Origin of the sequence: Gemella sp. GL1, from assembly GCF_013415365.1 — a bacterium.
Classification (GTDB): domain Bacteria; phylum Bacillota; class Bacilli; order Staphylococcales; family Gemellaceae; genus Gemelliphila.
The window spans coordinates 84688-100115 of sequence record NZ_JACBYB010000012.1 but is presented as its reverse complement, the minus strand read 5'-3'; the positions used below and the strand labels follow the sequence as shown (position 1 = coordinate 100115).

15 protein-coding genes are annotated in these 15428 nt (G+C 28.5%); 1 reads left to right on the top strand and 14 read right to left on the bottom strand.

The genetic code is table 11. From position 1 onward, the window contains the following. Positions 1 to 5 precede the first annotated feature (5 nt). The 6 genes from HZY82_RS03380 to HZY82_RS03355 all read right to left on the bottom strand — a co-directional run bounded on the left by HZY82_RS03380 (position 6) and on the right by HZY82_RS03355 (position 6999). On the bottom strand, positions 6 to 728 hold the full coding sequence (locus HZY82_RS03380; protein WP_135155952.1) for an MBL fold metallo-hydrolase: 723 nt from the start codon (positions 726 to 728) through the stop codon (positions 6 to 8). Positions 729 to 822: 94 nt separating this feature from the next. Further along, positions 823 to 1722: a C39 family peptidase gene (locus HZY82_RS03375; protein ID WP_179938637.1), complete on the bottom strand. Its 900-nt coding sequence runs from the start codon at positions 1720 to 1722 to the stop codon at positions 823 to 825. Positions 1723 to 1784: 62 nt separating this feature from the next. After that, positions 1785 to 3107, bottom strand: a complete 1323-nt coding sequence (locus HZY82_RS03370; RefSeq protein WP_135155954.1) for a DUF2130 domain-containing protein — start codon at positions 3105 to 3107, stop codon at positions 1785 to 1787. Between the two features lie 79 nt (positions 3108 to 3186). Then, a complete protein-coding gene (locus HZY82_RS03365) occupies positions 3187 to 3759 on the bottom strand; it encodes a hypothetical protein (protein WP_135155955.1) in 573 nt (190 codons plus the stop codon). 8 nt (positions 3760 to 3767) lie between these two features. After that, positions 3768 to 4301: a GNAT family N-acetyltransferase gene (locus HZY82_RS03360; protein WP_209304962.1), complete on the bottom strand. Its 534-nt coding sequence runs from the start codon at positions 4299 to 4301 to the stop codon at positions 3768 to 3770. A gap of 118 nt (positions 4302 to 4419) precedes the next feature. Continuing rightward, positions 4420 to 6999, bottom strand: coding sequence for an ATP-dependent Clp protease ATP-binding subunit (locus HZY82_RS03355; protein WP_179938635.1), 2580 nt, complete (start codon positions 6997 to 6999; stop codon positions 4420 to 4422). Between the two features lie 142 nt (positions 7000 to 7141). Between HZY82_RS03355 and HZY82_RS03350 the strand changes: the two genes are divergently transcribed. After that, positions 7142 to 7990, top strand: a complete 849-nt coding sequence (locus HZY82_RS03350; RefSeq protein ID WP_135155958.1) for an RluA family pseudouridine synthase — start codon at positions 7142 to 7144, stop codon at positions 7988 to 7990. A 19-nt stretch (positions 7991 to 8009) separates the two neighbouring features. Here HZY82_RS03350 and HZY82_RS03345 read toward each other — a convergent pair whose 3' ends face one another. From HZY82_RS03345 to metG, 8 genes are all read right to left on the bottom strand, one after another. After that, a complete protein-coding gene (locus tag HZY82_RS03345; RefSeq protein ID WP_179938633.1) occupies positions 8010 to 9149 on the bottom strand; it encodes an MFS transporter in 1140 nt (379 codons plus the stop codon). 13 nt (positions 9150 to 9162) lie between these two features. Continuing rightward, positions 9163 to 9867, bottom strand: a complete 705-nt coding sequence (locus HZY82_RS03340; protein WP_179938631.1) for a CPBP family intramembrane glutamic endopeptidase — start codon at positions 9865 to 9867, stop codon at positions 9163 to 9165. A 33-nt stretch (positions 9868 to 9900) separates the two neighbouring features. Continuing rightward, positions 9901 to 10896, bottom strand: a complete 996-nt coding sequence (gene dusB / locus HZY82_RS03335; RefSeq protein WP_135155961.1) for a tRNA dihydrouridine synthase DusB — start codon at positions 10894 to 10896, stop codon at positions 9901 to 9903. Continuing rightward, positions 10889 to 11368: a 2-amino-4-hydroxy-6-hydroxymethyldihydropteridine diphosphokinase gene (gene folK / locus HZY82_RS03330; RefSeq protein WP_135155962.1), complete on the bottom strand. Its 480-nt coding sequence runs from the start codon at positions 11366 to 11368 to the stop codon at positions 10889 to 10891. The genes dusB and folK overlap by 8 nt, the downstream gene beginning before the upstream one ends. Beyond that, positions 11365 to 11748, bottom strand: coding sequence for a dihydroneopterin aldolase (folB, locus tag HZY82_RS03325; protein WP_135155963.1), 384 nt, complete (start codon positions 11746 to 11748; stop codon positions 11365 to 11367). Before folB ends, folK begins: the two co-directional genes overlap by 4 nt. A 100-nt stretch (positions 11749 to 11848) precedes the next feature. Continuing rightward, positions 11849 to 12211: a single-stranded DNA-binding protein gene (locus HZY82_RS03320; protein ID WP_135155964.1), complete on the bottom strand. Its 363-nt coding sequence runs from the start codon at positions 12209 to 12211 to the stop codon at positions 11849 to 11851. A gap of 341 nt (positions 12212 to 12552) precedes the next feature. Beyond that, complete coding sequence (locus HZY82_RS03315; RefSeq protein ID WP_135155965.1) at positions 12553 to 13176, bottom strand: nitroreductase family protein; 624 nt, start codon at positions 13174 to 13176, stop codon at positions 12553 to 12555. Positions 13177 to 13318: 142 nt separating this feature from the next. Then, positions 13319 to 15310: a methionine--tRNA ligase gene (gene metG, locus HZY82_RS03310; protein ID WP_135155966.1), complete on the bottom strand. Its 1992-nt coding sequence runs from the start codon at positions 15308 to 15310 to the stop codon at positions 13319 to 13321. Between the last annotated feature and the right edge of the window lie 118 nt (positions 15311 to 15428).

Sequence of the window (15428 nt, the reverse complement as noted above, 5' to 3'; positions counted from 1 at the left end):
CCTCCTTAATTTAATTTATAAAATTCTTCTTCTAAAGTACTTAGTAATTGTTCTTTTTCATATATATTGCCGTGGCCTGGTATTGCAAAATCAAAATCTAAATTTCTTATAAAATCAATATAGTCTCTTAATTTTTTTTTATCAAAAGACATAGGATTTGTTGAATAACTTTTTGAATGGCTATCTCCAATAAATATAACTCTATCTTCTGTAGAGTGAATAATTATAGCGTCATCAGAATGAGAATTATCATTTATATAAAACTTAATTACATTATTTCCCAAATCAAAAGAAAAATTGTTAGCTTTAGTTAAATCTGGTATCTTTATTCTGATATCTTTTAGATCAGGGTAAACTTTTTTCATAGTATCCACTGAAAATTTAGTTTCCTTATTAAGAGCTAGCCTTTCGTCAAGTAGAGAATCAGTCCACTCTCTACTATTGAAATCTTGCAAATATTTCTTTGCCTTTAAACTTGAAATAAGTGGAATGTCTGTATGAGCAGCTCCAAAACTATGGTCCCAATGATGATGAGTTAATATTATGTAACTTGGTAATTCTAAATTATTTTCCTTTAGTAATTCAAAAAATTTTTCAATTTGTTCTTTCGAATTACCAGAATCAATCATTATGGAAATTCTATCCCCTTTAATATATCCAATAGCTGGTTCTAAATACATAAATCTATGTTTACTATAATATACTCTATCTGAAAATTTGTATAACATCTACTTATCTCCTTATGTTATATACTTACAATTATACCATTTATAACGTTTTCTTTCAAATATAAAAGGCAGCTAACCCAATGTTAGCTACCTCTTATACATTTTCAGTTTTTTTACTTAATGAGAACATTCCCTTTATTTCTGTACTTAATTCGTTATAAGACCACACTTTCAAAGATCTCCCTAAGGAATTTGGATCATTAATTATATAATTTCCTGATTCATCTTTACCTGTAATCAATACAATATGTCCTACTGTTGTAAATTTACCGGGCTTTACTGATAAAATTATAGGTTTACCGTCATCTATAACTTTATCTATATCTTCTCTGCTTATATTTACCTCTTGGTAATTCATATTATACCTATTTGCAATATATTTAAAGAAAGACCATGCAGTACCACTAGGAGTATAGTGTCCAGATTGATTTTCAATTTCAACTATAGTTCTTGGTGTAATTGATGGATCTTCTAATTCTCCTGATAGTAACATTGCTACAACCACCGGTCCACATCCACCAATTGCAACATCGTCTGCTCCCAACGGATCATAAGCCCAACGTCTATCCCATTGAATATAGTATGGATACTTTCTATCTAACTCAACAGACTCTCCCTCTCTATATTCCACTCGTTTTCCAGTTAAATATCCATAAATATAGTCTACTGTATCTTTATTATTAGCTAGTAATCTTTTTTGAGCTATCGGTAATCTATCTATATTATCATAAATATATTTTGCTTTCATGTTTTCAGTAGAATATTTCTCTAAATCATTCTGCACAAGCCCTTCATCTCTTAAAAATGGAAAAGGTTGCGTTACTCCGCGTATGTTATCTTTACTTAAGTGTTCAGCATTAGCAACTTCTATTTCTGTACTTTTAGTGTAAGTTGTTAGTAATATTGTCGTTAATAATCCTACTCCTAGCATCTTCATAACTCTATATTGTTGTTTTTTCCTAATTTTTTTCCTTCTTATTTTCTGCCTTCTCATTATCTCTCCTTAAAATAAACTATAACAGTCTAAGATATTAGACTAAAAATAAATATATAGTTCTACTTATCTAGTCCCTCAAATTTCGATTTCATTGTTGGATTTTTTTTTACTAATTTTTGAACAGTTACTGCTTCTGCCTTATTATTAGCTAATCTCAGATTATTTTCCGATGATAACAAGGCCTCCTTAGTTTTTTGAAGATGACTTATTGTCTTATCAATTTCATCAATAGCCGTTTTAAATTTTCTACTAGCCAGTTCATAATTTTTAGCAAAAGCTGCCTTAAATTTATTTAAATCATCTTCAAAATTAGTAATATCTATATTTTGTTCACGTATAATTTCTACTTCTTTCTTATATGATAAAGCATTTAAAGCTGAATTTCTAAGTAAAGAAATAATTGGTATAAAAAATTGTGGTCTGACTACATACATCTTTTCATATTGGTAAGAAACATCGACAATACCGTTATTATATAAATCATTATCAGCTTCTAACATAGATACCAAAATTGCGTATTCACATCTCTTTTCTCTTCTATCCTTATCTAATTCCTTAAAGAAATGCTCATTTTTCTTTTTTGTTCCCGTTGTTTCATTCTCATTTTTCATCTCAAACATAATAGAAAGTATTTCTACACCATCTTCATCTAACTCTCTAAATATATAGTCACCTTTACTCCCGCTACTAGCGTCATTATCTTTACCAAATTCTGCTCTAGGAAAAGCTGTCATACGTAACTTATTAAATTCATTCTCACAATGCTGCTCCAAGCTTTCTCCAACCATCTTAGTAGATTGTTTAGCCTTAAAATCTTTATAAAAAGCTACTTCTTCTTCTTTTTGTTTCAGTAGTAACTCATATTTTTCTTGAATCGATTTTTTCTCTAATTCCTTCTTCATATCAATAGATGCTAATTCAGATTTAAATTTATCTAATTCTTTATCCTTTTGACTAATAGCTTTATTTAGTTCTATTTCCAAATTAAGCTTATTTTTTTCCTCTAACTGCTGAATTTCTAAATAAATTTCCTTGTTCTTTAAAGCTAGTTCTGCAAGTTCTCTTTCTTTAAAAATAAGTTTTTCTTCTAATTCTTTTTTAGCATTTAAAATTTCTAATTCCTTATCTTTATCGCTAGCTGATAATTTAGCTTTTAATTCTAGAATTTCTTCATTTTTTTCATTTAAATACTTTTCTTGAATATTTTTATTTTTTTCTTCAAAAAGGCGTAATTCTTGATCATAAGTTGCTCTTACCTGCTCTAATCTAGCATGTACTTCATTGTCAAACTCTAGGTTTCTAATTTGATTTACTATATTTTCATATTTAGACTCATCTATTGTAAAAGATTCATTACAATGCGGACATTTTATTTGTTGCATATCTACCCTTTCTTTTATTATATTCATCATGGACCTATAATAATTTTCACTTCTAACAGATATTTAATATCTACTTTAACTAATATTTCTTTTTAGGATGCTTATCAACTATCGCCTGATTATTCTCTAATGCAGCTTCCCCTTTTTCAGTCAGAGCATACTCTCTAATCAATTCCTTGCTTAACAATTCTTCTTCACTATAATTCTCTCTTATAGCAATATGTACATCATCTTTCTTCATCTTTGATACACCTTTAATAGACTTTTCTTTTAGTAAGTTTTTTAATATTGCTAATGGTGTATGTTTCAAAGATTCCATAATTGATTTTATGTAAACCAATTCGTTTTCTAATAAATTCTCTAGATTTTTCTCTCCATTTATACCATATGTATACTCAAAATATTTTGGAAAATAGTTTGATTGTACTGTGTCAGTTGTAAATGTCCCAAAATGTACACGCCATAATAAAATAATATCCCCTGCAATCAGACCCTCGTCTGTTTTTTCCATATTTTTCTTCGGCACCAATTTAGATTTTGATAAAGAAACCTCTTTTAACCAAGTATCAAAATCCCTATCGTCTGATATATAAGGAACTGTTTCATAATCTAAATAATATTTTTCTACTATTTCTTTAATTTGTTTTGTCATATATCCCCCTAAAATTCAACATCTATTTCTCCTATCCATTTAACTTTTCCTGGATTATCTTCATGCTTAGTTAATGCCTTTTCATACCAAACAACATCATGCCACTTACCAAATTTATAACCTACCTTAGTGAAATGTGCTACTTTCTTGAATGAGTTTTTTTCATGAAAAATAATACTTTTTTCATTTGGATATGTTATACAAGCTTGAATAGTTACTATATTTTGCATTTTTAATATTTCTATAAGTTTATCTAATAATATTTGCCCTAGTCCTTTAGCAGAATAATTTTTATCAAGATATATCGACCACTCTACTGTCCAATTATAAGCAGTCCTTTCTTTAAATGTATTAGCATATGCATATCCAAGTACTATGCCATTTTTTTCTGCTACAATATAAGGATATTTCGATGATATATTCCTTATCCTGTCTTTAAATTCTTCCTCACTAGGAACACCATATTCAAAACTTATATTTGTTTTTTCTACATAATAAGAGTATATTTCTAACAACCTAGTAGAATCACTATCTTTAACCATTCTTAATCTAATTTTCTACACCCTCCTTCTATTTCACTATTCCTCATATATCTCTATTATCTTATCATACTTATAAAATAATATAAAGCAGACTGATAATAAATCAGTCTGCTTTATATTATTTTATTTCTATATCTAAATTTCCATTGTAGTTTAGACTTATGTAACTATTTTCTTCTACACTTTTCCTAATTATTTCCAAAGCTAGTTTATTTTCTATATTAGTTTGAATAAATCTTTTCAATGGTCTTGCTCCAAACTTAATATCATAGCCTGCTTCTGCTATCCATTTTATTACTTCTTCTGTATAAGTAAGTTTTAGATTGCGTTTACCTAGTCTCTCTACTAAATCATTTAATAATTTTTCTACAATAGCTCCTATATTTTTCTTACTTAATGGACTAAATATTATTATATCATCCATTCTATTTAGAATCTCTGGTTTGAAATAAGAGTATAATTGATCAGTTACTCCTTTTCTTGTTTCATCATCTATATTACCATCTTTAGCATTTTCTAATAAATCTAAAGAACCAATATTTGATGTCATTATAATAATAGTATTCTTAAAGTCAACATTTACTCCCTTAGAATCTGTTAATCTTCCTTCATCTAATAGTTGCAATAGAATATTAAATACATCTGTATGAGCTTTTTCCACTTCATCTAATAAAATTATACTATAAGGATTTCTTCTAACAGCTTCTGTTAACTGTCCTCCTTCTTCATAGCCCACATATCCTGGAGGTGCTCCTATTAATCTACTTACCGAGTGTTTTTCCATATACTCACTCATATCTATTCTTACTATATTTCTCTCATCATCGAATAGATTAAGTGCTAATGCTTTAGCCAGTTCTGTTTTACCTACTCCAGTTGGTCCAAGGAATAAGAAAGAACCTATTGGTCTATTAGGATCAGATATTCCTGCTCTTGAACGAATGATAGCATTTGTTACACTTTGCACAGCCTCATCTTGCCCTACTACTTTCTTATGTAAACTATCTGCTAAATTTATTAATTTTACTTTTTCATTTTCAGCAAGTCTTTTTACAGGTATCCCTGTTATTTGTGCTACTATGTTAGCAATCTCATTCCCTCCCACTTCTTGTTTCAATAGCATATAATCGTCTTTTGAAAAGGTATCTTCTGCTTCTCTTAAGTCATCTTCTAATTTTGGCAATATAGAATATTTTAATTCTGATGCTTTTTCTAAGTTATACTCATTCTCTGCCTTTTCTAATTCTAATTTTACCCTATCTATATCAAATCTTAACTTACTCACAAGTTCAATTTTTTCTTTTTCTTTATCTACTTGCAACTGTAATTTATCTTGTTTTTCTCTTAATTCTGCTAACTCTTTTTCTATATCTACTAATCTCTTAGCTGAAATTTCGTCATCTTCAGAATTTAGGGCTTTTTCTTCTATTTCTAACTGCATTATCTTTCTATTAATACTATCTAATTCTTCTGGATTTGAAGAATTTTCTGTTTTTATAGTTGCACAAGCTTGATCTATAAGATCTATTGCCTTGTCCGGTAAAAATCTATCACTAATATATCTGTCAGATAATTCAGCAGCATCTACTATTGCCCTATCTGATATCTTAACTCCATGATATAGTTCAAATCTTTCTTTAAGTCCTCTTAATATAGAAATAGTATCTTCAATAGTTGGCTCTTTAACAAGAACTTTTTGGAATCTTCTTTCCAAGGCAGAATCTTTTTCTATGTAATTACGATATTCATTTAGAGTAGTTGCTCCAATACAGTGTAGTTCTCCTCTAGCAAGCATTGGCTTTAAAATATTACCTGCATCCATAGCTCCATCAGTTTTTCCTGCCCCTACTAGCATATGAATCTCGTCAATAAATAAAATAATATTTCCATCTTGTTCTTTGATTTCCTTAAGAACAGCTTGCAATCTTTCTTCAAATTCTCCTCTAAATTTAGCTCCTGCAATCAAGCTAGTTAGATCTAATTCGAAAACAGTTTTATTTTTCAAATCTTCTGGTACATCTCCCCTAACTATTCTTTGAGCTAAAGCCTCTACTATTGCTGTCTTCCCAACACCCGGCTCTCCAATTAAAACTGGATTGTTCTTAGTCTTTCTTGACAATATTCTTATTACATTTCTAATTTCATCATCACGACCTATTACTGGATCGATCTTTCCATTTTTGACTTCTTCTACTAAATTACGTCCATATTTTTCTAAAACTTCATAAGTGTTCTCTGGATTTTGTGTCATAATTTTCTTACCCCCTCTTATTGTAAGTATTAATTTTTCTAATTTTTCTAAGTTTGATTTTTTATCTATATTTTTCTTTATTATTTCATTTTTAATATATGCTGCTAGTACTACATGCTCCAAGGAAAGATAAGTATCTTCATACTTTTCTCTGTATTTATCTGCTTCTTGAAGCAAGATATACAAATCACCACTTATATTTGTTCCATATTCTATACCTTGACCAGAAACAGCATTTATTTTCTTAATCTCTATATCTAAATCTTTTAAAATTTCTTTTACATTTGCACCAATCCTAGATACTATATCAAAAAATAAATTATTATAGGATAATGCTTCATAAATTAATATATCACTAGTTATAAATTGACTCTTTACTTCTCTTGCTTTCTCTTGTGATTTAGCAAGAAGTTCTTTCATTGAATTAGTCATTTTTTCTATATTCATAAAATATACCTCGCTTTGACCTTTTTTGACTTTATTTAATTATACACTATTTGACTAAATTTGACAATAGTTTTTATTAAAATTTACAAAAAATTTTTTTAATGATACAATTAAATATAGAAAAATCAAAGGATAACAAGCAATGAAATTTATTATAAATAAAGATTATAAAACTATTAGAGATTATCTAAGTAAATTTTTATTATTATCTAAAAAAAATTTACATGTGCTTAATATGGCAAAAGATGGAATAAAATTAAATGGAGAAAATGTAACTTTATATAAACAAATACATTCAAAAGATCTTTTAAATATTGACATAGAACTTGCTAAATCTAACTATATAAAAAATAATTCTAAAAACATTAAAATTGAATATGAAGATGAATATATCTTAATAGCTTCTAAACCATTTGGTATGAAAACTCACCCTAACCAAACAACACTTGAAAATGATAGTCTTGTAAACTATCTCATAGGTGATAGACCATACTTAGAAGCTATTCATAGACTTGATATTGATACCTGTGGATTGGTAGTATTCTCCAAATCAAGCCTGGTAAAATCAAAATTAGATTATATGTTAGAAAAAAGAAAAATAAAGCGGATTTATTATGCTCTTGTAAAGAATTATATGCAAGAACAGACAATCATAACTAATATTGGGCGTGATTCTATAAACAAAAACAAAATGGCTGTCACTTCAAAAGGAAAAAAAGCCATTACCAATATTTTAAAATGTGAAAAATTTAAGGATAAATATAAACTAACCCTATCTTTAGAAACAGGACGAACTCATCAAATCAGAGTTCACCTAGCCTACTTAAATAATCCTATTCTAGGTGATAGGCTTTACTCTAAAGACTACGGTATGTATGAAAATATGTATCTAGGTGCTATAAGAATAGAGTTTATTCACCCAATTACTCTTGAAAAAATTTTGGTAACTTCTTCCTTAGATAACTTATTTAATCAACAAAAAAAGCAATAGAAAATTTCTATTGCTTTTTTTATTTTAATCTCAACTTTCTTGATAATATTAAAGCCATTAAGGCTATTAATGACGATACTGCAAATACCATTTCTGTACTAATTTCCCAAATATATCCTACTATGTACATACCTATAAAGGCTGATAATTGGAAAGCTATTGATGAATATAAATTTTGCATAGTTAATATTTTTCTTGAAGAAAAATTTTTATTCAGAAGCAAAATGAAAGATAGCTGTGCCAAAGCAAATGTAATTGCATGTAATAGTTGCGTAAAAGCAAATATGTATATATTGGGAAATATTGCTAATATTGCCCATCTAAATACTGCAACTGAACATACAAACGTAACTAAATTCTTAATATTTATTTCTAAGGGAATCCTATTAGAAAAAGCGAAGAATAAAATTTCAGCTACTATTGAAAGACTAATTAAAATTCCTAACATCCACTTCACTGATAAATTTAAACTCTCTACATATAATACACTATAATTATTATAGGCAGCATGGCTTAATTGTAATAGAAAAAATAATAATATTATTAATATTGCATTCTTATCATCTTTTATCCAATAGAAAGAAATAGGTTCTTTTTCATCTCTCTCACTATCTTCTAAAGATTTTGGAAGCGGAATAAAGACAAATATTACATGGCTTATTATCAGCGCAATCAATATATAATATATAAATTCTTTACTTATATAAGCTAATATTGTACCTACTATTAGTCCCGTTAGCATATAAGATGCAGACCCAAACATTCTTACTTTACCGTAATCTAAATTTTCTTTTCTTAGAAATATAGAAGCGGCTGTCTCTGTTAGTGGAGATAAAGAAAAAAATGTTGCACCTACAAATAAAGTAACTATACTCAAAGTTAAATTACTATCTGTAAAGTTATAAAGCAATGCCGACAATAAGCCACCTATACTTAATATTCTATATGATATTTTCATATCAAATTTATTTACTAAACTAGTGACTAATACAACTCCTCCTACAAATCTTCCTATGTACACCATTGCAAAAATAGAACTCGCTTCAAGTACTGTAAAACCTTTGGTCACAGTCAAGTAAACTAACCAATATTGAAAAAATACTCCTTGAACCGCAAATTGTAAAAAATAATTTAAGGATAACCATTTTTTTGATTTCATATTTTTATACCGCCTATGCCAAATTAATTTGTACTATAACTACTGCTAAATTCATCAATATATGTGCTGTTATTGGTGCTATAATATTTGATGTTTTTTTATACAAATATGCAAAAATCATAGCCATAACTATATAAACAATAGCTATTGGTGAAATCCCGTCATGAGGAATTGCAAATATTAATCCAGATAAAAAAGCAGCTAATATAAATCTTAATTTTTCTCTGGATGTATTTATTATATCGTAAAGATAAGCAAATATAGCTTTTCTAAACACTAATTCTTCCAATATAGGAGCAAATACAACAACATAAAGTATTATAATTGGTTGACTTTTAATTGCTAGAGAAATTTCTTGGGTATTTTGACTAACTGGATTAAAAGAAAAAATATGGGCTAATATTTGAAGTATTATACTTAATATCATTTGTAACAACATCATTATAAAAAAGAAAGACATTCCTTTACCTACGGATTTTAGAAAACCATATCTTTGATTAGTATTTTCTAAAGAATTTAGTCCATTTTTTTGTATAATTATAGTCATTATTACTATAGCTATTACTTGCCAAAATAATAAGACGTAATATCTTTGTCCTGCTTCTGTTATATTTAAAAAATGCAATGTTATCTTTGGCATCAAGAATAAAGATAATACATATGTACAGACGATTGATAGAAGTAATATAAGATTACCATTTTTAAAATTAAATTTCATTATGTCACCACTTTCTTAAATTATATAGACTTATTATAAAATAATCTTCTTCTCTTTATTTTCTACAAAATCTACATACTCAGAAAGTAGTGCTTCCATTTCTGCATAAGTATTCATTTCATTTAAACGTGCTTTTACTTTAGCTCCCCCTTTGATACCTTTCATGTAATAAGCCGCGTGTTTTCTCATCTCATGTACTGCAACTTTCTCAGGTTTAATTTCCATTAATCTTCTTAAATGTAATAAACATACATCAATTTTTTCTCTTGGAGCCGGTTCATTTGCTATTTCGCCTGTTTCTAGATATTTTACAGTTCTATACAGCATCCATGGATTACCTAAAGCTGCACGACCAATCATGATTGCGTCACATCCAGTCTCCTCTAATCTCATCTTAGCTTCTTCTGGGCTAGTAATATCTCCATTACCAATAACAGGAATTTTTAACATTTCTTTTACTTCTTTTACATACTTCCAATCAGCTTTTCCTGTATACATCTGCATCTTAGTACGACCATGAATAGCAATAGCGGAAGCCCCTGCTTTTTCAGCATTTAAAGCATTTTGATGAATATATATCTTATCCTCATCCCATCCTGTACGCATTTTTACAGTTACAGGCTTAGCTACTGCATCAACAACTCTAGATACTACATCGTAAATTTTATCTGGATCTAATAATAATTTAGAGCCACAATCACTTTTAGTTATTTTCGGAACTGGACATCCCATATTAATATCAATAATATCCGCTTCTGTATTTTTATCTACATATTTAGCAGCCTCTACTAAAGTTTCGGCTTCACTTCCAAAAATTTGTAAACTTAAGGGCCTTTCTCTAGGATCTATATATAACATATTCATAGTCTTTTGGTTATTGAATAAGATAGCTTTATCACTTACCATTTCAGCACAAACTAATCCTGCACCAAATTCTTTTACTGTTAATCTAAAAGCTGCATTACAAACCCCAGCCATAGGGGCAAGTACTACTCTATTCGATATATCTATATCTCTAATTTTAAACATTATCTACTCCTATATCTATTATTTCTATTTTTTCTTTAATTTTTTCTAACCAGGTACTTAGCTTAACATCCTCTAATTCTATATCTCCTACTACATCTATTAATGGCTTTAAAACAAAATTTCTATCTTTTATATATTTATGAGGTACAATTAATTTTTCATCATTATATACATCATCATTATATAGAATTATATCTATATCTATTGTTCTATCTGCCCAATGTTGATCTCTAGTTCTACCCAATCTGTACTCTATTTCATGGCAATTTTCCAATAATTTATAAGCATCTTCCTGAGTTTCTATAACTATACACATATTTAAAAATTCATTTTTTGCAACTCCACCCCATGCTAAAGTTTTATATACCTTACTTTTTTTCAATATTGGATATTTTTTTTCAATTTCTACTAAAGCATCTTTCAAATACTTATCTTTAGGTTCTATACTACTACCCAAAGCTAAAACAATCATATTAATTCCTCTAACTCTCTTCTAGAAATTTTTAAAAAAACACCGCACTCTTTGAATAGTTGCTTTACAGGTGCATTAGGTTTATCGATAGTCAAACTAATATCATCTATCAATTTATGTCTTTCGAATATTGTTTCTGCAATTTTAAAGGCTAATCTCTCTAATAATTTGTAAGTATTATTTGTTGAAACTTCTTCTATTATTTTAGCAATATCAGCATAGCTTACACTTTGGTCTAGTTCATCAGTAAACATAGCATTCTTGAAATCTAGACTAGCCTCAATATCAAAAATAAATTTTTGTCCTAAACATGTCTCTTCTGGAAATACACCATGATAAGCATATATCTCTATCCCTTTTATATAGATTTTATTTCTCATAATTAAACCTCTATTTAAAAATTCATATTTTTCTATTTTAGCACATATTTATTTATTTATCTAAATAAAAAGAACTATAGTATTTCTACTATAGCTCTTTTTATTGTCCCAAGGTAAAGACATCATCCATATCTTTAATTTCTTCTTTTTTATTCACTCTACTTAAAAAATTTATCTGATTTGCTATTACAGACAACTGATAATGATTAACACCATTCTTATCTGTATAGGTATTATTTGATAAGGAAGCTACTATATTAATCATACTCCCTTTATCACAATACTTAACTGTATTATGGGCTAACTTTCCAAAAGCGGTAAAATCTATAAATTCAACAGATCCATCTTTTGACTTATAAGACTGTACAGCAATGCATGCCTTTAGATATTCTAAGCCAGATTCACTCGTTCTTAACTCTGGTTTCCTAACTAATCTTCCTATTAAAGTCACTTGATTTAACATCTTATTCTCTCCCCTTAAAATTTTATTTATTTTTATATCTATATCTTACAACAAGTTTTTGAAAAATACTATGGGGCTCTTGCTTCTGAAAAGATTGAAAATTATAGCTTTCTTTTTAGAAGGATTATTAATTCAAAATATCTAAATATATAAATATTTATTGTGAAAATTTTTTTGATAATTTTTGTAACTATTAAAATAAGTTACTTTTAAGAATAAAATAAAATTTAACTTTTTATCAAAGTAACTTTTATCTGCTTATACTTATTTACAATTTAATATATACTTTCGCATATTTACTATAATATCATTTCTAAATTGCTACTTCTTTAATTATATATTTACAAGAAAGTGACAATATCTCTCACATCACGTCTCACACTTGGTCTACCTTCTTTTGCCGCTTTACCAATAGAAATTAACATAACTGTGCAGTATTCATTTTTACTTAGTCCCAACATATTTAAGACACCCTCAGAATCGAAACCTCCTATGGCATTAGTAGCATAACCGTGGGATCTTGCTACAAGCATTAGCTGCATAGATGCTAACGATGCGTCAATTTTAACTACCTCTATCATTTGTTTCTTTGAAAAAGAATCATACATCTTAGTGTACATTGGGAATAATTTTTCCTTAACTTCCTTAGACATATAACCTTTCTCTACTGCTTTATCATATATTTTCTCTGCTGATTTTTGTGGTTTTAAGTCTGCTAATACAACTATCATAGCTGAAGATGTATCATTTTGTTCCGTGTTAAAAGTTACATGAGGACGCAATTTTTTTTTCCCCTCTTCCGTATTTACTACTACAAATTTCCAAGGCTGAAAATTTACTGATGACGGAGCACTAGTAGCTTCTTCTATCATTTTTAATAATTCTTCATTTGAAATTTTTACATTTTTATCATAAACTTTAACACTTCTTCTACCTAATAATATATCTTTAAAATCATTATTCATTCTACACACATATCTCCTATTTATTTTATTCAACTTTTAAAAGTATATTTTAAATATCAAGGAATGTCAAATTATTATCCTTAATCATTACTCTCAATAATTAATAAAAGTATCTCAATAATTATTGAGATACTTTTATTAATTATCTTATTTCCGCTCCATTTGGAACTTCAGAATTAATTTCTACAAGTCTTAAAACTCCATCTTTTTCAGCAGATAAAATCATACCTTCACTTAATTCACCCATTAGTTTTACAGGTTTTAAATTAGCAACTACTGCTACTTTTTTTCCCATTAAATCTTCTGGTTTGTAAAATTTAGCTATCCCTGATAAAATTTGACGCTGGTGATTCCCCATATCGATCTTAAATTTCAGAAGTTTAGATGATTTCTTAATCTTTTCACATTCTATTACTTGTCCTACTCTTAGCGAAGTTTCAAAGAATTTATCAATACTAATTTCTTCTGCAAGTGCTACATAAGTATCTTCTTTCTCCTCTGTTTCAAGATTTTCTAATGCTTCAGCAGACATTTGAGATTTAATATATTCAACTTCAAGCTCTTTATCAAATCTTGGGAATATTGGCTCAGCTTTTTCTATTACTTTAATAGTCCCTTTAAACACCCCAAAGTTTGAAACTGTTTCATATTCTAAATGTTCCTCACTTAAATTTAACTGCTCTTTTATTTTTGCCGGTGCTTGAGTTAAGAATGGTGTAATTACTATAGTAGCAATACGTAAAGATTCTGCTAAATAATTCATTACTTTATCCAATTCTTCTTTTTTGGATTCATCTTTAGCTAACACCCAAGGTAAAGTTTGATCAATATATTTGTTTGTACGAGAAATAAATTTCCAAACAGATTCTAATGCTCTAGAGAATTGCATAGACTCCATATAGTTCTCATATTCTTCAACAAGAACTTTAGCTGAATTAATTAAATCATTATCAAACTCATTGTCAGTTTTAATAAAAGCAGGAATTATTCCATCACAGTACTTGTTAATCATAGCTATTGTTCTGTTTAAAAGATTACCTAAGTCATTAGATAAGTCCGAGTTAATTCTATCGATAAAACTTTCTGGAGTAAATATTCCATCTTGTCCAAAAGCTACTTCTCTCATTAGATAGTAACGCACTGAATCTAGTCCATACCTTTCAATTAACATATATGGATCCACTACATTCCCTTTAGATTTCGACATTTTGCCATCTTTCATAAGTAGCCAACCATGAGCAAATATTTTTTTAGGTAATGGTAAATCTAGTGCCATAAGTAGAATTGGCCAATAGATAATATGAAATCTTACTATTTCTTTACCTACTACTTGGACATCTGCAGGCCAATATTTATTGAAAAGTTCTTCACTTTCTCCAGTTGCATAACCTAAAGCCGTGATATAGTTTACTAGAGCGTCAATCCATACATATACAACATGTTTTGGATCTGAATTGACCTTTACTCCCCAGTCAAATGTTGTACGACTTACCGCTAGATCTTCAAGCCCAGGCTTAATGAAATTGTTTAACATTTCATTTTTTCTACTTTCAGGTAAAACAAAATCTGGATGTTCTTCATAATATTCTACTAATCTATCTGCATATTTACTCATTTTAAAGAAGTAAGATTCTTCTTTCACTAGCTTTACTTCATTTCCACTTGGAGCAATACCTCCAATCATTTTTCCATCTTCATCTTTAAAAACTTCTTTTAGCTGAGTTTCTGTAAAATATTCCTCATCACTAACCGAATACCATCCCTCATATTGACCTAAATAAATGTCACCTTTTTCTAATAATTTATCAAAAATTGCAGCAACTGCTTTTTTATGAGACTCATCAGTTGTTCTAATGAACTTACTATAATCAACTTCCATTGCAGACCATAATTTTTTAACATCTGCAATCATTCCATCTACATATTCTTGCTCACTTATAGCTTTTTCTTTAGCCTTTTCTTGAATTTTTTGACCGTGTTCATCCGTTCCAGTTAAAAAGAAAGTATCATAACCTTTTATTTTCTTATATCTTGTTAAAGAATCGCATGCTACTGTTGTATAGGCATGACCTATATGTAAATTACCACTTGGATAATATATAGGAGTTGTAATATAAAATGTTTTCTTTGTCATTACAAGTTTTCCTTTCTAAATCAATATAGATATTTCATACTATTTTACCATAAAGAATAGTCTCTGTACATAATGAACCTGTAAAAAATAGACTATCCTACAGGATAGTCTATAAAAA